22 protein-coding genes and 1 pseudogene are annotated in these 17,304 nt (G+C 61.2%); 11 read left to right on the top strand and 12 right to left on the bottom strand.

The features are described from left to right. Nucleotides 1-60 precede the first annotated feature (60 nt). Together HJB89_RS23175 and HJB89_RS23170 are read left to right on the top strand one after the other, a co-directional pair. Nucleotides 61-303 (top strand): annotated as a pseudogene (locus HJB89_RS23175) (class GN sortase); the annotation flags it as partial. 127 nt (nucleotides 304-430) lie between these two features. Next, nucleotides 431-1,573, top strand: coding sequence for a PQQ-dependent sugar dehydrogenase (locus HJB89_RS23170; RefSeq protein WP_221142077.1), 1,143 nt, complete (start codon nucleotides 431-433; stop codon nucleotides 1,571-1,573). Nucleotides 1,574-1,577: 4 nt separating this feature from the next. On the opposite strand, the gene HJB89_RS23165 is transcribed toward HJB89_RS23170, so the two are convergent. Further along, nucleotides 1,578-2,051 carry a DUF3052 domain-containing protein gene (locus HJB89_RS23165; RefSeq protein ID WP_207581259.1) on the bottom strand — a complete coding sequence of 158 codons (474 nt, stop codon included), beginning with the start codon at nucleotides 2,049-2,051 and terminating at the stop codon, nucleotides 1,578-1,580. Nucleotides 2,052-2,150: 99 nt separating this feature from the next. Here HJB89_RS23165 and HJB89_RS23160 point away from each other — a divergent pair, with 99 nt between their 5' ends. Beyond that, nucleotides 2,151-3,041 carry a DMT family transporter gene (locus tag HJB89_RS23160; protein WP_221142079.1) on the top strand — a complete coding sequence of 297 codons (891 nt, stop codon included), beginning with the start codon at nucleotides 2,151-2,153 and terminating at the stop codon, nucleotides 3,039-3,041. Between the two features lie 65 nt (nucleotides 3,042-3,106). On the opposite strand, the gene HJB89_RS23155 is transcribed toward HJB89_RS23160, so the two are convergent. Next, a complete protein-coding gene (locus tag HJB89_RS23155; protein ID WP_207581261.1) occupies nucleotides 3,107-3,316 on the bottom strand; it encodes a hypothetical protein in 210 nt (69 codons plus the stop codon). A 211-nt stretch (nucleotides 3,317-3,527) separates the two neighbouring features. Here HJB89_RS23155 and HJB89_RS23150 point away from each other — a divergent pair, with 211 nt between their 5' ends. Continuing rightward, on the top strand, nucleotides 3,528-3,743 hold the full coding sequence (locus HJB89_RS23150; RefSeq protein ID WP_003561293.1) for a cold-shock protein: 216 nt from the start codon (nucleotides 3,528-3,530) through the stop codon (nucleotides 3,741-3,743). A gap of 148 nt (nucleotides 3,744-3,891) precedes the next feature. After that, the gene (locus HJB89_RS23145; protein ID WP_207581262.1) at nucleotides 3,892-4,353 is read left to right on the top strand and encodes a BA14K family protein; all 462 of its coding nucleotides are present in this window, start codon (nucleotides 3,892-3,894) and stop codon (nucleotides 4,351-4,353) included. A 168-nt stretch (nucleotides 4,354-4,521) separates the two neighbouring features. Here HJB89_RS23145 and HJB89_RS23140 read toward each other — a convergent pair whose 3' ends face one another. Beyond that, the gene (locus HJB89_RS23140; RefSeq protein ID WP_207581263.1) at nucleotides 4,522-5,367 is read right to left on the bottom strand and encodes an oxidoreductase; all 846 of its coding nucleotides are present in this window, start codon (nucleotides 5,365-5,367) and stop codon (nucleotides 4,522-4,524) included. 35 nt (nucleotides 5,368-5,402) lie between these two features. On the opposite strand from HJB89_RS23140, the gene HJB89_RS23135 reads away from it, so the two are divergent. Further along, nucleotides 5,403-5,876 (top strand): helix-turn-helix domain-containing protein, encoded by a 474-nt coding sequence (locus HJB89_RS23135; RefSeq protein WP_221150573.1) that lies wholly within the window; start codon nucleotides 5,403-5,405, stop codon nucleotides 5,874-5,876. On the opposite strand, the gene HJB89_RS23130 is transcribed toward HJB89_RS23135, so the two are convergent. The 3 genes from HJB89_RS23130 to HJB89_RS23120 are packed head-to-tail and all read right to left on the bottom strand — an operon-like array spanning nucleotide 5,873 to nucleotide 8,473. Then, nucleotides 5,873-7,249, bottom strand: coding sequence for an ATP-binding protein (locus HJB89_RS23130; RefSeq protein WP_207581265.1), 1,377 nt, complete (start codon nucleotides 7,247-7,249; stop codon nucleotides 5,873-5,875). The two genes, HJB89_RS23135 and HJB89_RS23130, sit on opposite strands and share 4 nt — an antisense overlap. Nucleotides 7,250-7,279: 30 nt before the next feature. Then, entirely contained in the window at nucleotides 7,280-7,981 is a 702-nt protein-coding gene (locus tag HJB89_RS23125; protein WP_003581129.1) for a response regulator, read from the bottom strand. Further along, complete coding sequence (locus HJB89_RS23120) at nucleotides 7,982-8,473, bottom strand: MarR family winged helix-turn-helix transcriptional regulator (RefSeq protein ID WP_221150572.1); 492 nt, start codon at nucleotides 8,471-8,473, stop codon at nucleotides 7,982-7,984. A 263-nt stretch (nucleotides 8,474-8,736) separates the two neighbouring features. Here HJB89_RS23120 and HJB89_RS23115 point away from each other — a divergent pair, with 263 nt between their 5' ends. After that, the gene (locus HJB89_RS23115; RefSeq protein ID WP_221150571.1) at nucleotides 8,737-9,627 is read left to right on the top strand and encodes a branched-chain amino acid aminotransferase; all 891 of its coding nucleotides are present in this window, start codon (nucleotides 8,737-8,739) and stop codon (nucleotides 9,625-9,627) included. 90 nt (nucleotides 9,628-9,717) lie between these two features. On the opposite strand, the gene HJB89_RS23110 is transcribed toward HJB89_RS23115, so the two are convergent. Beyond that, nucleotides 9,718-9,987, bottom strand: a complete 270-nt coding sequence (locus HJB89_RS23110) for a hypothetical protein (protein ID WP_207581268.1) — start codon at nucleotides 9,985-9,987, stop codon at nucleotides 9,718-9,720. 188 nt (nucleotides 9,988-10,175) lie between these two features. Continuing rightward, nucleotides 10,176-10,793, bottom strand: coding sequence for a DUF1236 domain-containing protein (locus HJB89_RS23105; protein ID WP_221150570.1), 618 nt, complete (start codon nucleotides 10,791-10,793; stop codon nucleotides 10,176-10,178). 287 nt (nucleotides 10,794-11,080) lie between these two features. On the opposite strand from HJB89_RS23105, the gene HJB89_RS23100 reads away from it, so the two are divergent. After that, nucleotides 11,081-11,725, top strand: coding sequence for an MBL fold metallo-hydrolase (locus HJB89_RS23100; protein ID WP_221150569.1), 645 nt, complete (start codon nucleotides 11,081-11,083; stop codon nucleotides 11,723-11,725). A 62-nt stretch (nucleotides 11,726-11,787) separates the two neighbouring features. Here the strand turns inward: HJB89_RS23100 and HJB89_RS23095 are convergent, their stop codons facing one another. From HJB89_RS23095 to HJB89_RS23080, 4 genes are all read right to left on the bottom strand, one after another. After that, entirely contained in the window at nucleotides 11,788-12,129 is a 342-nt protein-coding gene (locus HJB89_RS23095) for a tRNA-binding protein (protein WP_221150568.1), read from the bottom strand. Between the two features lie 10 nt (nucleotides 12,130-12,139). Beyond that, on the bottom strand, nucleotides 12,140-12,967 hold the full coding sequence (gene proC / locus HJB89_RS23090; RefSeq protein WP_221150567.1) for a pyrroline-5-carboxylate reductase: 828 nt from the start codon (nucleotides 12,965-12,967) through the stop codon (nucleotides 12,140-12,142). A 1-nt stretch (nucleotide 12,968) separates the two neighbouring features. Further along, the gene (locus HJB89_RS23085; protein WP_207581273.1) at nucleotides 12,969-13,469 is read right to left on the bottom strand and encodes a YbjN domain-containing protein; all 501 of its coding nucleotides are present in this window, start codon (nucleotides 13,467-13,469) and stop codon (nucleotides 12,969-12,971) included. Nucleotides 13,470-13,962: 493 nt separating this feature from the next. Beyond that, nucleotides 13,963-14,223 carry an accessory factor UbiK family protein gene (locus HJB89_RS23080; RefSeq protein WP_221142086.1) on the bottom strand — a complete coding sequence of 87 codons (261 nt, stop codon included), beginning with the start codon at nucleotides 14,221-14,223 and terminating at the stop codon, nucleotides 13,963-13,965. Between the two features lie 202 nt (nucleotides 14,224-14,425). Here HJB89_RS23080 and lgt point away from each other — a divergent pair, with 202 nt between their 5' ends. The 3 genes from lgt (at nucleotide 14,426) to pgeF (ending at nucleotide 17,300) form a co-directional block, all read left to right on the top strand. Continuing rightward, nucleotides 14,426-15,274, top strand: a complete 849-nt coding sequence (gene lgt / locus HJB89_RS23075; protein ID WP_207581275.1) for a prolipoprotein diacylglyceryl transferase — start codon at nucleotides 14,426-14,428, stop codon at nucleotides 15,272-15,274. A gap of 19 nt (nucleotides 15,275-15,293) precedes the next feature. After that, nucleotides 15,294-16,394 carry a class I SAM-dependent methyltransferase gene (locus tag HJB89_RS23070; RefSeq protein ID WP_221150566.1) on the top strand — a complete coding sequence of 367 codons (1,101 nt, stop codon included), beginning with the start codon at nucleotides 15,294-15,296 and terminating at the stop codon, nucleotides 16,392-16,394. Between the two features lie 111 nt (nucleotides 16,395-16,505). Next, nucleotides 16,506-17,300, top strand: a complete 795-nt coding sequence (gene pgeF / locus HJB89_RS23065; RefSeq protein WP_207581277.1) for a peptidoglycan editing factor PgeF — start codon at nucleotides 16,506-16,508, stop codon at nucleotides 17,298-17,300. Nucleotides 17,301-17,304 lie beyond the last annotated feature (4 nt).

Below are 17,304 nucleotides of genomic sequence, written 5' to 3'. Positions count from 1 at the left end.
GCGGGCTGGCAGTCTGGCGTCGTCGCCTCAAGGACATCGTCATGATCGGAGCCAAGCGCGATGGTCGATAGGCCCGCTACAGTTGAGAATGAGGGAGCGAGTGAATTCGAGCCGCTTCCGACCTATCTGGAACTTGCCCTAGCCACGACCCACGACATGCCGAAGACGCGGCAAAGGAAAGGTTTTTTCCTCTGGCGTCTTTCCTCGACCGAACGGGCGATCGTCTTTGCTATTGCCGGTCTTGCCGTTTACGGCCTGGCGCTGATCGGCGACGGTTTCCTGCTGAAGGCGAAGGCCGAACTGATCGACGGCCGGGCGACCGGCTCCGTTCAACCGGTAAACACAAAGCCGTTATTGCAGGTCGAATGAGGGTTGAAGCTCTCCCCTGCCCGCTCCACGTTCGGACGGGAGAGATGACCGGGGAAGCAAGATGAAGAGAATATCCGCCTTCCATTTCGCAGCAGCGCTGTTCCTGTTCGGCGCCGTGTCCGCCGATGCGGCCGATACCGTCAATACGCAGGGTCCCGCCGTTCGTGTCGACAATCTCGCCAAGGGCCTCGAGCATCCTTGGGCAGTCGAGGTGTTGCCCGATGGCGCCTATCTCGTCACCGAGCGGCCCGGCCGCATGCGCATCATCCGCGATGGCAATATCTCCGACCCGATCGGCGGCGTGCCCAAGGTCAGCGCCCGTGGCCAGGGCGGCCTGATGGACGTGGCGCTCGCCCCGGACTTTGCGACATCTAGAAGGATCTATTTCACCGCCGCCATCGCCAATGCACAGGGCTCTGGCACTGAAGCCTTCAGCGCCACGCTTTCCGCTGACGAGAAGAGACTGGGCGCCGTAACGCCTGTTTTCACCATGCGGCGCCTCACCTCCGGCAATATCCAGTACGGCTCGCGCATCGCCATAGCCCGTGATGGTTCGCTGTTCATCAGCGTCGGCGACCGTGGCGACCGCGACCGCTCGCAGGACTGGCAGGATGATGCCGGCTCGATCATCCACATCAATGCCGATGGCAGCATCCCGGCCGACAACCCATTCAAGGACGGCGGCAAGGCGCTGCCGGAAATCTGGTCGAAGGGCCACCGCAACCCGCAGGGTATCACCTTCGATACCAAGGACGGCAAGCTCTACACCGTCGAACACGGCGCGCGCGGCGGTGACGAAATCAACCAGCCTGAGGCAGGCAAGAATTACGGCTGGCCGATCATCACCTATGGCCGCGACTATTCGGGTGCGGAAATCGGCGAAGGCACCGCGAGGGAAGGGCTGGAACAGCCGCTGCATTACTGGGATCCGTCGATTGCCCCTGGTGCGCTCACGGTCTACCGCGGCGCCATGTTCCCGGAATGGGACGGCAATTTCCTCGTCGCGGCGCTGAAGTTTCAGCTGCTTTCGCGCATGCAGCGCGACGAAAGCGGCGCCTTCGTCGCCGAAGAGCGCCTGTTCGAGGGTGAATACGGCCGGATCCGCGATGTCGTCGTCGCACCCGACGGCGCGCTGCTGATGGTGACGGACGAGGACAGCGGATCGCTGCTCAGGGTTTCGCGCGCTGAGGCCAATAACGGCTGAAAGATCACAACGCGCCACGTAACTCCTTGCGGATAACAAATTTCAGTCCGGACCAGACCTCATCGACGGCGCAGACCTTGACGTCAACAAGGCCGGTCGGAAGGAGGATCTCTCGTAGCACATCCTCGGTGACGTCCGTCGGCACCCGCGAACTCTTCTTCGGCCAGGAGATCCAGAGGATGCCATCCGGTCTCAGAACACGAAAAAGCGCGGACGCGAAAGCCTCCAACGTCGCTCGCTCGGTCGTAAACAGGTGCATATAGTCAAACGCCCGCCGAGGCGTTTCGGGAAGCGCAAGGGCGACCGAGGCAAAGCCGTCGAAGCCATAGATCTCGCCAATCGTTTCGGGAACGCCGAGAAGAGCAGCCGCCTGGCCGCGCGCGAGGCCGAGCTTCTTGGCGAGCGGCGTGCCAGAATAGCCTGCCGTCCCGGGCATCGCCGCCATTTCGCCGGCCAGCCGGCCTTCGTCGCGTTGCATGCTGTCACCTCCGCCAACCGGCAACATAGTCTGCACCCTTGCCGAAAGGAAACGCAACTGCTAACCGCTGGGGCACATCCCTTCCCCATCGAGGACGACATGACGCGCGCTCAGGCGAACCTTCTGCTGTTGCTTGCAGCCGCCATCTGGGGTGGCGGCTTCGTCGCGCAATCGACGGCGATGAAGGCGATCGGCCCCTTCTGGTTCATTGCCCTGCGTTTCACCGTCGCGACGCTGGCCGTGCTGCCTTTCGTCGTTTTCGAAGCGCTCAACTCCAAGGTGAAGACCAGCGCACGCCATGCGAAACTCTATATTCTGACCGGCCTTGCGCTTTTCGGCGGCGCAGCCACGCAGCAGGTCGGGCTCCAGACGACGACTGTGACGAATTCGAGCTTCATCACCGGCCTCTATGTTGTCTTCGTGCCGCTGATCGCCGTGTTCTTCCTGCGTCGTGCCCCGCATTGGATCATCTGGCCGGGGGGGCTGATGGCTGTCACCGGCATCTATCTCTTGTCAGGCGGTCACCTCTCGGCCCTTACATCAGGCGACCTCCTGATAATGGTCTGCGCCGGCTTCTGGGCAATCCAGATCACCCTTGCCGGCACGACTGTTTCTGCGACCGGACGGCCGCTCGCCCTCTCGGCCACGCAATTCGCCGTCACCGCAATCTGCGCGCTTGTCATTGCCGCAATCGTCGAACCGATCAGCCTCTCTGCGATACGGGCCGCGGCACCTGAGATCGTCTATGTCGGCATCTTCTCCTCGGGCCTGGCCTTCGTGCTGCAGGTGATCGCCCAGCGTTACACCACACCCTCGCAGGCAGCGATCTTCCTCTCCGCCGAAGCGCTCTTCGGCGCCTCGCTCGCAGCCCTGCTGCTGGGCGAGACGATGCCAGTGACCGGCTATGCAGGTTGCGCGCTGATGTTTATCGCTATGCTTGTGGTCGAACTCGTGCCTGGATTTGCCCGGCGACGCCTGCCAGTCACCTGAACACGCGTCCAAATGCGGGTGAGTCACGCGTTGAGAAAAAATTTATCGGATGCGTAAAGACGCGTTCACGTTGCATTATTGGGAAAATCTGCTCCGAACTTATATTGCAGACGATATAAAACGTTAATCATTCCTCTATCTTCGAAGAAAATTTTGCGTTTTTGCGCAAATTGGATATTCGCAGGGGTGCGCGCCGCACGGCACGCTAAAAACTTTTGCTTGCCAAAATCCTTTAACCGCAGCATTCTCAGCGCGTTCGGGCATTTTGCGAGCATGGGAAGTCCTTAAGTATTTGCGCGCCGGGAACGCTAATATTCCGGTCAGCCGGTTCCGAAGATGGCGGGCGAAGTCCTGCCTGGAACAGGCCGAGGTAGAGGGGACCTTTTTCTCACATTTCAAGAATTGCCTGCCTACACCTCCCGCAAGGAGGCAATGCTATGATGCTGCCCGTGTGGATGGCGGGCAGAGAGAAAAGGGACCTGACGCATGGCAGAGACTGGCACTGTAAAATTCTTCAATACCGACAAAGGCTTCGGCTTCATCAAGCCGGACCGGGGCGGCGCCGATATCTTCGTTCACATTTCTGCCGTTCAAGCCTCCGGGCTGGCCGGTCTGACGGAAAACCAGAAGGTAAGCTTCGACACGGAGCCGGATCGCCGCGGCAAGGGCCCCAAGGCCGTCAATCTGCAGATTGCGGGCTGAACCTCTTAACAAGGCTGTCGAATTCGAGTTGATGCCCGGCAGCGATGCCGGGTTTTGTCGTTCAGCCTTCGTTCAGCCACCAATCTATAGGACTGCCACCATCGAGAAAGGAACCGGCGTTCGGTTCCCGCGATTAGGACCTACGCTGATGAACAGGCTCGTAAAAACTCTTATGCTGACGGCAACGGCTGCTGCGCTTACCCTCTCCGCCATTGGCGATGCATCGGCCGGCGACCGTCATTGGCACCATCACAACGGCAACGATGCGCTCGTCGGCGGCGCCCTTGGTCTCGCGACCGGCCTGATCGTCGGTTCGGCCATCGCCAATACCAATAACGGTCCTGCATACGAAGAGCGCCGCTACATCGACCCGGCTTACGAGCCGGATTATTACGAGCCCGCTCCGGTCTATCGCGCCCCGCGTCGCGTCTATGTCGAGCAGCCGCAATATGTCGAGCAGCCGCGATACTATGCACCGGTCCGCACGTCGGTGGAGCCCTGGTCGCCGCAGTGGGAGCGTTACTGCTCTTACCGCTACCGCTCTTTCGATTCGCGTAGCGGCACCTATATCGGCAATGACGGCCGCAGCCATTTCTGTACCGCCGGCTGATCTCTCTAAAGCGCGTCGCTTCAAACTAAATTCACGCGACGCTCTTTTGCTATTGTGCATGCTATCCCGGAACCGCTGCACACTTCCGGGCGACATGCATTATCATCGCTGATGCCAGGCGCCGCTTTCGAGCGGCACTTTCTTTTGTGATCCGTCAGCGGATTTTTCTCAAAGCATATCGGCATCGGGTTCGAAATCGGTCGAGACGCTGACCGCGCGCCATTCCCGATCAGCGTCGATACGCGCGGCATCCGCTTTCTCGACATTGCGGACAGCATCGCTGCCGAGCAGCAGCCGGAGCGGTGCTGCATCGAGGCCGGCGATATGGATGACCACCGCAGCCGCTTTGGCAGGATCTCCGGGCTGGCGACCATTATACTCACGCTGGAAGCGCACGGTAGCGCCGACCGTCTCCGCATAGTCCTGCCGCCCTTCGGCAAGCACCGTCGAGGCGCCGGCGAAATCGGTCCTGAAGCCGCCGGGCTCGATCACCGTCACCCTGATGCCGAATGGCGCGACCTCTTTCGCCAACACCTCGGAAAAGCCCTCGACACCGAATTTCGCTGCCGAATAGGCGCCGCGCCCGGCAGGTCCGATCCGGCCACCGACGGATGAGAACTGGATGATATGCCCTGCCCCCTGTTCGCGCATCAGGGCGATGACCGCCTTGGTCATGATGATCGTGCCGAACAGATTGGCCTCGATCTGCGCCCGGAAATCGGCAAGGCTGGTATCTTCGATCGAGGAGACATTGCCGTAGCCGGCATTGTTGACAAGCACGTCGATGCGTCCGAACCGCTTCACACCGGCCTCGACCGCTGCCGTGGCCGCCGTCTCGTCGGTCACGTCGAGCGCGACCGTCAGCACCTGGCCGCCATATCGCTCGGACAGATCGGCAAGTTGGGCCGGATCGCGCGCCGTCGCCACCAGATTGTCGCCGGAGGCCAAAACCGCCTCCGCCAACGCTCGGCCGAGACCGCGCGAACTCCCTGTAATCAACCAGACCTTGGACATCGGAAACCTTTCCTTCTTTGGTTCCCGGCTCATGTATGGTCTATCGTATCCGATCGAAAGAAGGTACCCTGGCGATCTATACGCACCTTGAGGTAACTGACTTGCCGAGCGACATGTTCAATTTCTGCAGCAGCATGACGGATGAACAGGATGCGCGCGCCCGCGAACTGATCGAGCGGGCGGCGTCGAAATGGCCGCTGCGCATCCTGCACGTGCTCTCCGGTGCGGGCGCACCCCTGCGCTTCTCGCGCCTTATGGTAAGGGTCGAGGGCATCAGCCAAAAGGTGCTGACGCAGACGCTGCGCACCCTCGAAAGAGACGGCCTCATCATCCGCACGCTCTATCCGCAAGTGCCGCCGCGCGTTGAATATGAGTTGACGCCGCTCGGACGCGACCTCCTCATGCAGGTCGCTGGCCTCTGGCGTTGGATCGTCGAACATCTGGATGCATTCGATGCACGCAAAGCCGTGAAGCTGCCGACCGTTGCCGACAACCAAAACCCGTTCTAAGCAGGGATGCGGATCGTTGCCCTCAGTCCGCCGAGCGGGCTGTCGGCGAGGGTGACGTTGCCGCCGTGGCTGCGGGCGATGTCGCGGGCAATCGCAAGGCCAAGGCCGGTGCCCGACGCATCGAGGTTACGCGCCGCGTCCAGTCGGAAGAACGGCTTGAAAACGTCCTCGCGGTTCTTTTCCGGAATACCCGGTCCGTCATCGTCGAAGATGACGGTCAGCCATTTGGCATTGTGCTTGGCTTCGATGTCGAGCCTGCCGGCATAACGGCGGGCATTCGAGGCCAGGTTGGTGACGAGACGCATGAAAGCATTCGGCCTGACGGATATGTCGTCATCGCCTTCGATGGAATAGCTGAATGTCTTGCCGTGCAGAGCGAAATCGGATTCCAGCTTTACGAAGATCTCGCTGAGTTTCAGCTCGCCGACATCCTCTTCGACTTCGCCGCGTGCGAAGGCCGTGTAGGCCTCCAGCATGGCCTGCATATCGTTGACGTCGTCGTTCAGCCCATGCAGGTCGGGATTGTCGCCGGCGAGCGCCAGTTGCAGTTTGAAGCGGGTGAGGATGGTGCGCAGATCATGGCTGACGCCGGAGAGCATCGCGGTGCGCTGCTCGATCTGCCGTTCAATTCGCTCGCGCATCAGGATGAAGGCAAGGCCGGCGCGCCTGACCTCGTCGGCACCGCGCGGATAGAAATTATCGGGCTTCTGCCCCTTGCCGAAGCTTTCGGCCGCTCGCGCCAAGGTCAGGATCGGCCGGATCTGCCCGCGCAGGAAGAGGATAGAGATGCCGATCAGCACCAGCGAGGTGCCGACCATCCAGACGATGAAGATATGTGTGTTCGAGGCATAGGTCTGGCTGCGCTTGGTCAGCACCCTGAGGATCTTGTTGTCGAGCTTGATGCGGATCTCGACGAGGTTCGAGTTGCCGACCGTGTCGATCCAGAAAGGCCGGTGGATCTCGTCGGTGATCTCGTCGCTGAGGATGCCGTCGAGTATCGAGAAGAACGGCTTGACGCGCGGCGGCGGCAGATCGCCGTCCGGCTCGATCGAGATCTGCAGGCTGAGCTGGTCGCGGGCGATGCGGATGATCTCGTTATAGTCCGAATTCTGCGGGTAGGTCTCGATGATCTCGATGATCGCGGCGATGTCGCGGGTGACGGCCAGCGACAGCCGCTCCGTCACCATCTGCCAGTGGCGCTCCATGAAGACGGCGGCGACGACGGATTGCAACAGCACCATCGGAATGATGATGATCAGCAGCGAGCGCGCGTAAAGCCCGGTCGGCAGCCGCCGGCGCAGCCAGCGGGCAATCGAGCGCCAGCCCGGCCCAGAAGTGCGGTCTTCCCGCCGCAAGCTGTCGATCGTCACCATTAGCGCCGGTCCTGGCCTCTATCCTCAGATCTAGTCGATGCTCAGCCTGTATCCGATGCCGCGCACGGTCTGCAACCAGACGGGATTGGCCGGATCATCCTCGATCTTACGCCGCAGCCGGTTGATCTGCACGTCGATCGTGCGCTCGCCGACCTCTGTGTCGTTGCCGATCAGTTCATGGCGGGGGATCGTATCACCGGCGCGCCGTGCAAAGAGCAGCATGATCTCCTGCTCGCGGTCGGTGAGCCGGATCACCTCGCTGGCTTTCTTCAGCTCCTTGCGGGTGAGTGAGAAGGTATAGGGGCCGAACATCACCTGTTCGATCTTCGGTCCCTCGCCGCCGGCATTGCGGCGCAGAATGTTGTTGATGCGCAGCACCAATTCGCGCGGGTCGAAGGGCTTGGAAAGATAGTCGTCGGCGCCCGCCTCGAGGCCTTCGATCCGGTTGCCCGATTCCGCCAGCGCCGTCAGCATGATGATCGGCACGTTCTTGATGGCGCGAAGCCCGCGGGTGACGTCGATGCCGGATTCGCCGGGCATCATCACATCCATGATGATCAGGTCGAAATCGAGACCCGCGAGCTTGCGCTGAGCCTCGGCGCCGTCGGCGGCGACAGTGACGCGGAAACCGTTCTCGGCGAGATAACGATTGAGCAGCGCACGGATGCGCGAGTCGTCGTCGACCACCAGCAGATGCGCCGCATCGTCTGAAATACCTGTCTTGACCGCCATTCAATCCGCCTTCTGTCTGTCCCGCATTCCCCTGAGGAAAGCTCTTACGCCCTCCCGCACCTCCGCAGAAGCCCCATCGAATGCCCGCTCAATGCGGCGCGATTGCGGCTCGGCAAGTGCAAGCGCCAGCTCTCGTCCCGATTTCGTTGGATAGAGCTTGCGCTGCCGCCGGTCCTCGGGGCCCGCCACCTGGCGAATATAGCCTGAATCGATCAGCTGTTTCAGCACCCTTGCAAGGCTCTGCTTGGTAATCCTCAGCGTATCGAGAAGATCGGCAACCGTCATGCCGGGATTGCGGTTGACGAAATGCACGACGCGGTGATGGGCCCGGCCGAAGCCGCTCTTTTCGAGGATGGCGTCAGGATCGGAAACGAAGTCGCGATAGGCGAAGAAGAACTGTTCGATAATCTCGAAATCGATGATGTCAGTATCTTCCATTGGCGTGGCCAGCGGCTCTGGCTTGCCTGCTTTCGGGCCGGTCTGTCGTGACACTCGGCATTCCTTTCTCTCTTCGCACCCCGCGGGAAACTTTCGCCAAGATATGTCAGCTTTATTGACATAAATTTGCGCCGCGGCTAGTTTTCCGACCTCTGGGAGAGCCCCGCACGGACTTTTATTCCTCGGCATTTCCCCGGAAACCAAGGCCCGTCCTGCACTCCGACGCAATACGCAATTTCCCCTTGCGTCTGTGGATAAAACGTAATGGGGACAACAATCAACAGGCATGGCGCTTGAAGCGCCGGAGGAGACTAGGGATGGCCTCAGTTCCTTTCGACCAGCTGGACGGCGAAATATGGTTCAACGGCGAGTTTGTCGCCTGGAAGGACGCCAAGATCCACGTGCTGACCCACGGCCTGCATTATGCCAGCGCCGTCTTCGAGGGCGAGCGCGCCTATGGCGGCCAGGTGTTCAAGCTCACCGAACATAACCAGCGCCTGCACAGATCCGCCGAGATCCTCGGCTTCAATGTGCCCTACTCCGTCGAAGAACTCGACGCGGCGACCGTCGAGCTCTTGAAGCGCCAGGGTTTCCAAGATGCCTATGTCAGGCCGATCGCCTGGCGCGGCAGTGAGATGATGGGCGTTTCGGCGCAGGCCAATCGCATCAATGTCGCCATCGCCATCTGGCAATGGGGCAGCTATTTCAATCCGACCGAGAAGCTGAAGGGCATCCGCCTCGATATCGCCGAATACCGTCGTCCCGATCCGAAGACTGCGCCTTGCGCCTCCAAGGCTGCCGGTCTCTACATGATCTGCACCATTTCCAAGCACGCCGCCGAAGCCAAGGGCTATGCCGATGCAATGATGCTCGATTATCGCGGCCAGGTCGCCGAAGCGACAGGCGCCAACATCTTCTTCATCAAGGATGGCGTCATTCACATGCCGACCCCGGATTGCTTCCTGAACGGCATCACCCGCCAGACCGTCATTGAACTCGCCAAACGCCGCGGCATCGAGGTCATCGAACGCGCGATCCTGCCGGAAGAGCTCCCCGGCTTCAGCGAGTGTTTCCTCACCGGCTCGGCTGCTGAGGTGACCCCAGTTTCCGAGATCGGCCCGCATCGCTTCACGCCGTCGGCGATTTCCGAGACGCTGATGAACGACTACATGAAGGAAGTCTATCCGGCGGCAGTCGCTGCCGGATAAGATCCTTCACGCGATCGCCCGGCAATTCAAAGCGTTACGGCGCCGCACGGCTGAAAAGGCGCGGCGCTGAGCTGAACGCCGGCCGGGCATTTACCGATGCGCCCGTGCCATGACCAGTCCGGCGAGCGTCGAGAGAATGCCGCCGCCAATCAAGCCGCCGATGCCGTCGGCGATCAGGCCGGTCATAGCCGCTTCCCCACCGACCATGCTGAGCAGCATGCCGCCGGCGACACCGCCGATCGCGCCTGCGATCGTACGGGCGACGACGTTAATCGCGTTCTGCTTTAAGGCGGCGCTCGCGGCATTGCCGCCGATGGCGCCGGCAATCAACTGTGTGACGAGCGGAAGTAGGGCTTCCATGACTTTCCTCCTCTGGCGATCTCCCCGATCGCCGTTTATATGCCGAACCTTCGGCATGTTAGCATTTTATCATATTCAGGAGGAAAGCGTTAAGAAAAAATCAACCCATGCGGGAGGCAAGGGATGAAGCAGAAGGGGCTGGAAACGAGGCGGCCAGCCGACCGCCCCGTTGTATTTTGCCGATTACATCACTGATAAACGTAGACGATCCGGCGTGTACCGGGATCGACCAGCACCGGCCGGTCGTTGATCCTCGTATAACGGTACTCATAATCCGGGATCGTCTGGAAGGTGACGTCGCCAGGGACTTCGGCGCCGACGACGACATCGCCGCCGAGCTGCACCGTCTGGCCGGGATTGGTGTCGATATAGGTGCGGACCGTTTCGGGCGGAGTGATAGTCTCGACAGCCCCGACCGGGCCGAGCAACTCGTCGCCCGGCGCCGGCTGCGGATCAACTGGGACGACACTGGCGGTCGACTCGTAGGTCACGACGGGAACGCCGATCTCGGCGCGGTGCTGCTCGACGATGACCTGGCTGCCGCCTTGGTCGACCTGTAGATAATCGGCATAGACCCAGCCGCGCATGCCGTTGACGTCGACACGGCACCAGCGGCTGCCTTCGATGCAGCCATCAAGCACCGCGGTCGAGCCGCGCGTGGCAAGACCAACTGCCGGATATTGCGGGCCGGGGCCGGCGCGGACGTTGAGATCGTTGACGGTCGTCGCCGTCATCTCCGCCTGCGCAAGGCCAGCGGTCGCCAGGAGCACGGCGCCCGCCAGCAGAATGTTTCTCTTCAAGGTCATGTGAGCGTCTCCTTAGTTTCGATGGGCTGACAACGCGCGGCATTCCACGATGTTCCCATGCGCTCCGCAGTGCAAAGCGCTACGCTCAGGCGGCTTCAGGCAAGCAATTGAATTTTCGGGATAAAATTCGATTTTAATGACATCCAGCGACAGGGTGGAGATCCATAAATTCTTGTTTCAGCGCGTCTTTTTGCCGTGAGACGCGCCTCTAAGGCAGAAGATTCCGGCTGTCCTTCGCACGGTTTCGGACTATACCCTGAGCATCCGAGACACCAAGCGAGGCATTTATGGGCATGCTCCAGGCCGGCATTATTCCGGTGACACCCTTCCAACAGAACTGCACGATCTTCTTCGATGCAGACACCAAGGAAGGCGTCGTCGTCGATCCGGGCGGCGATGTGCCGCTCATCCTGCAATCGATCGCGGAGAACGGTTTGGTCATCAAGGAAATCTGGCTGACGCATGGACATCTCGACCATGCCGGCGGTGCCACCGAGTTGAAGGAAGCCCTCGGCATCGACGTTGTCGGCCCGCATCAGGACGACTTGCCGCTGCTGCAGCGGATCGAGACCCAGGCCGAAAAATACGGCATATCGGGATTGCGCAACACCCTGCCCGACCGCTGGCTGAAGGATGGCGACAAGATCGCGTTCGGTGCCCACGAATTCGAGGTCTACCACACGCCCGGCCACGCCCCCGGCCACGTCATCTATTTCAACCGGGCGCAGAATTTCGCCCACCTCGGCGACGTGCTCTTCAACGGTTCGATCGGCCGCACCGACCTGCCGGGCGGCAATCATCAGCAGCTTCTCGATTCGATCCGCGACAAGGTGCTGCCGCTCGGCGACGACGTCGGCTTCATCTGCGGCCACGGCCCCGGCAGCCGCATCGGCGACGAACGGCGAAGCAATCCATTTCTAAAGGGTATTTGAGCCGGTGAAGATCCGGGCGAGCGCATCGGACGAAAAGCCGATAAAACGGTGTGAGCTCACGGTCACATCATCTTGCTACCGTTCGGCACCGGCCGATCGACGGAAGCAAGCACGATCGCGCCGCTCTCGTCCTCGAAGCCCAGTGTCAGCACTTCCGAGCGGAACGGCCCGATCTGGCGTGGCGGGAAATTGACGACGCCGAGCACCTGCCGGCCGATCAGGCTTTCCGGCGTGTAATGCACGGTGATCTGCGCTGAGGATTTTTTCGTGCCGATCTCGGGACCAAAATCGATCGCCAGCTTGAATGCCGGCTTTCGCGCTTCCGGAAAGGGACTGGCCTCGACGATCGTACCGACACGGATGTCGACACGCTCGAAATCGGCGTAGGTGATCTCTTCGGCCATATCGTCTCCGTCAGCCGGCCAGCTCTTCGGCCCGCTTGCGCGCCGCCGCCAGTGCTGCGTCGAACAGAGGCTGCATGCCGTTTTCGGACATCAACACGGCGAGTGCCGCCGCCGTCGTGCCGCCGGGAGAGGTCACATTTTGCCGTAGCCGCGAAGCGTCGTCGGGGGACTGGTGCAAGAGTTCACCAGCCCCCGCGACTGTTTCCCGCGCAAGACGCATGGCGAGGTCCGCCTGCAAGCCGAGTTTACGGCCTGCTTCCGCCATACATTCGACGAGATAGAACACATAGGCAGGACCGCTGCCCGAAAGCGCCGTCACGGCATCGATATCGACCTCTGCAGGCACCCATTCCACAGGACCCGAGACGCTGAGAAGCGAATGAACACGCTCTCGCTGCTGATTGCTGACCCCTGAATTGGCAAAGGCGCCGGTAACGCCGCGCCCGACCATGGCCGGCGTGTTTGGCATAGCTCGCACCATGGCGGCTTTGCCCAGATGCCTTTCGAGGAAACCGAGCGTCTTGCCGGCCGCGACCGAGACCACGACCGTATCCGGTCCGACGGCGCTCTTAACCGCCGGCAACACCGTCTCCATTACCTGCGGCTTGACCGCGAGAAACAGCACGCTTGCCTTCAAATCCGCCGGAGGCGCGATCACATGGGTCGCGCCGGCCTCGTTGATTGTCGCCAGCATCGCCACCGACGGGCCGGGATCGACGACAATGACGGCCGAGCCCGGAACGCCGCTTTTCAGCCAGCCGGAGAGCATTGCCCCGCCCATATTTCCGGCGCCGATCAGGACGACGGGATTTGTCGAGGAGACAAGGTTCGCGGGCATCTTATGCCTCGCCGACTGTTTCGAACAGCACGGCTTCCATCGCTTTCGTCGCTTCCATGCCGGACCATACGACGAACTGGAATGCCTGGAAATAGGCTTCGCAGGTGTCGAGCGCGCTGGAAAGCAGCACCTCGACCTGGCGATTTGTGGGCTCCGCGCCACCGGCAAGCAGCAGCGATTGGCGGAAAATGACGACATCTTCCTGGCGCCAGAGGTCGAAATGCCCCATCAGGACCTGCCCATTGATCGCCGAGAGCAGCTTGACCACCTCGTTGACCCTGATGTCGGGAACTTTGATATCGAAGGCGCAGCCAAGGTGCAGCGCTTCGAATTCCTCCATCCAGGAGAAGGAGACGTGATAGTCCGTCCAGCGCCCCTCGACCGTCATCGCGATCTCGTCCTCGCCGGACCGTTCGAACGACCAGTCGTTGTGGGAGGCAACGTACTCGATCATGTCGACCGGGTTCGACTGACGCTCAACTTCCAATTCCATCAGGTTCATGCAGCACCTTCTTGACCGGAACGAATGCGACCTAACTTGATGTATGAACACAAGAAAGACACACGCAAATACCGGAAACCACCACTCGGATGATCGTTGAACCGCTGCCAGACGTAACGCAGATAACCTGCCCGGAGCTTACCAAGTCGCTTCGAATCATCATTTAAAATCAGTGTATAATGCCACCTGCCCCCTGCCAGCCCCCTGAGGGGAAAATAGGACCGGGCGACTGTGGAAAGCTCTTCGAAACTCAATTCAGAAGGGAGAATAAGCGACTCTGCGAATTGGCTTTTTTGGCAGTGTCCACAGGCGGAAAATTCACCTGATTTTTTTGTGGCACATGCGGCATCTGCAATGAAGGCGGCTGCCGCATCTGCTTCATGTCGGGACTTTGAAGCATGTCGCGCAAAAGTGTTCAGCGGCTTTGCGGTTACGACATGCGAAAAAACAGAGACCTAAAGCGCAGGAAGCGAATCTGAAAGATCGCGACGCCTTAGTGACCCTCGCCGGCAAGCCTCGCCTCGAGTGCCGCGATGCGGGCGGTAAGCGCCTCGTTCTCGTTGCGCGCCTTGATCGCCATCTCGCGCACCGCCTCGAACTCCTCGCGCTTGACGATATCCATGCTATTCAGCCAGCGCTCCGCCTGAGCGTTAAAGGCGGTCTCGATCTCCTTGCGGACGCCCTGGGCGGCGCCAGCCGCATCGGTCATCAGCTTGGCGAATTCGTCCATGATGCGGTTCGTTCCGGTCGTCATGGCGGTTTTTTCCCTTCGCATGAGGTGAATTCAGCCCTTCGGGGCCTCGAAGATTGAGGTAGGGCTTCGCCAGCCGCGATGCAAGCGCTTTGCATGGGATAAGCGTGCCTGAACCGGCTGCGAAAGGGCCATCACGAACAATGGACTTGACCGTCCGGGATCGCAGCGGCATGTTCCGCGCAAACAAACAGGTGGGAAAACCTTGCCGACAGCAGCCAATCTCCTTGCCATCATGCCTTTCCCTGACATCGATCCGATTGCCTTTTCGGTCGGCCCGCTGGCGATTCATTGGTACGGTCTTGCTTATGTCGCCGGCATCCTGCTCGGCTGGGCCTATGCGCGCCGCCTCGCCGCCAATGATGGACTCTGGCTGGGCAATGTCTCGCCGATGTCAAGGACGCAGCTTGACGATTTCATCGTCTGGGCGGCACTTGGCGTCGTCCTCGGCGGTCGTCTCGGCTATATTTTCTTCTATGATCTCCCCGCCGTCCTGCGCAGTCCTATCCGTGCGCTCGAGATTTGGAACGGCGGCATGTCCTTCCATGGCGGCCTCACCGGCACGACGATCGCCATGATCTTGTTTGCCCGCCGCAACGCTATCCCGATCTGGAGCCTGTTCGACATCGTCGCCACCGTCGTTCCCTTCGGCCTCTTCTTCGGCCGCATCGCCAATTTCATCAATGGCGAGCTCTGGGGCCGGTTGACCGACGTGCCCTGGGCTGTTGTCTTCCCGAGCGGCGGTCCATTCGCCCGCCACCCAAGCCAGCTTTACGAAGCCGGCCTCGAAGGCATCGTTCTCCTGCTGGTGCTGGCCGCTCTCGTTTACGGCATGCGCGCGCTGAAAAGCCCCGGCTTCATCACCGGTGTCTTCGTCTGCGGTTATGCGCTGTCGCGCATCTTCGTCGAATTTTTCCGCGAGCCTGACGCCCAGCTCGGTTACCTCCTAGGCACGAACTGGCTGACCATGGGCATGGTGCTCTCGTTCCCGATGATCCTGCTTGGCCTCTGGGCGATGCTGCGGGCACGCCGCCAGGCTGCGCTGCAGCTCTGAAAACGGCAGGACGCGCGACATGACCACCGCTCTAGGCGAAAAGATCAAGGCGATCATCCAGGCCAACGGCCCGATCAGCGTCACCGATTATTTCTCGCTCTGCCTGGCCGATCCCGAACACGGCTATTATCGCACCCGCGAGCCCTTCGGCCGTTCGGGTGATTTCGTTACCGCGCCCGAGGTCAGCCAGATCTTCGGCGAAATGATCGGCGTCTTCATCGTCCATGCCTGGCAACGTCACGGCGCCCCGACGGGCGTCCGCCTCGTCGAGATCGGCCCCGGTCGCGGCACCATGATGGCCGATATGCTGCGCGTCATCTCCCGCATCGCCCCGCCGCTTTTCGACGCGATGACCGTGCATCTCGTCGAAACCAGCGAACGCCTGCGCGACGTCCAGAGCCAGACGCTCGAAGCCTACGCCGAAAAAATCGCCTGGCACGACGGCTTCGACGAAGTGCCATCAGGCTTCACGCTGATAGCCGCCAACGAATTGTTCGACGCTATCCCGATCCGCCAGTTCGTCCGCATGCCGACGGGTTTCCGCGAGCGCATGATCGGCATTGATGCCGATGGCGCGCTGACCTTCGCCGCCGGCGTCGCCGGCCTCGATCCGGCACTTCTCCCCGAACTGGTGCAGAACCTGCCGCTCGGCACGCTCTTCGAGATCTCGCCTGCCCGCCAGGCTGTGATGATGGCAATCTGCGAGCGGCTGCGCGCCTTCGGCGGAACAGCGCTCGCGATCGACTATGGCCATCTCGTAACCGGCTTCGGCGATACGCTGCAGGCCGTGCGTATGCATGAATTCGACCCGCCGCTCGCCCATCCCGGTGAAGCAGATCTGACGAGCCATGTCGACTTTCAACAGCTCGCCGAAACGGCGCTTGCGGTCGGCGTCCATTTGAACGGCGCCCTGCATCAGGGTGATTTTCTGAGCGGCCTCGGCATCCTCGAACGTGCCGCTGCCCTCGGCCACGACCGCGAACCGCAAACCCAGCAAGTCATCCAGACGGCAGTGGAACGGCTCGCCGGAGCCGGTGAAGGCCGGATGGGCGAACTCTTCAAGGTGATGGCGGTCTCTCATCCCGCAGTCGACCTCATGCCCTTTCGTCCGGTGGATTGACAGGGCGCCCGCGGCTGGTTCAACATCCGCGCGAACAAGAACTTGAAGCGCGCCGCCTGTGCGATGCGCTTGGGATAATAACAAACCCCTTAAAAAACCCCGGAATCACAGATGCAGGACGCGGCTTCTCCCGCACCGATCGAAAGCGCGCTGCTGAACGAAGCGGCGGGCGCCACTATTCGCCACGGTTATTTCACCCGGGCCGGCGGCGTTTCCGAAGGGCTTTATCGTGGCCTCAATGTCGGCCTCGGCTCCAGTGACGAACGCGACAAGGTCCTGGAAAACCGCCGCCGCGTCGCCGCCTGGTTCAGCCTGCCGGTCGAGCGGCTGGCGACCGTGCATCAGGTCCATTCCCCAGACGTCGTGACGGTCGACGCCGATTACGACGGCGCCCGCCCCGATGCGGATGCGATGGTGACGCGCACCCCTGGCATCGCGCTTGGCGTGCTTGCCGCCGATTGCGGCCCGATCCTGTTCGCCGACCCGGACAATCGCGTCGTCGGCGCTGCCCATGCCGGCTGGAAGGGCGCGCTGACGGGCGTGCTCGAAAACACCATCGCCGCCATGGAGGCGCTGGGGGCGGACCGCACGCATATTGTCGCCTGCCTCGGCCCCTCGATCAGCCAGACAAGCTATGAGGTCGGCCCGGAATTCATCGAGCGCTTCATCGCCGAGAACCCGGATTACCAACGTTTCTTCGCGCCTTCGGCAACGCCCAGCCACGCCATGTTCGATCTGCCGGCGCTGACCGTCGACCGGTTGACGAAAGCCGGCGTGCGGACCGAAAACCTCGGCCTTTGCACCTATCCGGACAGCGAGCGCTTCTTTTCCTACCGCAGGACGACACATCGCAAGGAGCCGGATTACGGCCGCCAGATTTCCGCGATATCAATCAGGGAGACGTGAGCAG

The organism is Rhizobium sp. NZLR8, assembly GCF_019685025.1.
Classification (GTDB): Bacteria; Pseudomonadota; Alphaproteobacteria; order Rhizobiales; family Rhizobiaceae; genus Rhizobium.
This window is presented reverse-complemented; position numbering and strand designations above follow the sequence as displayed.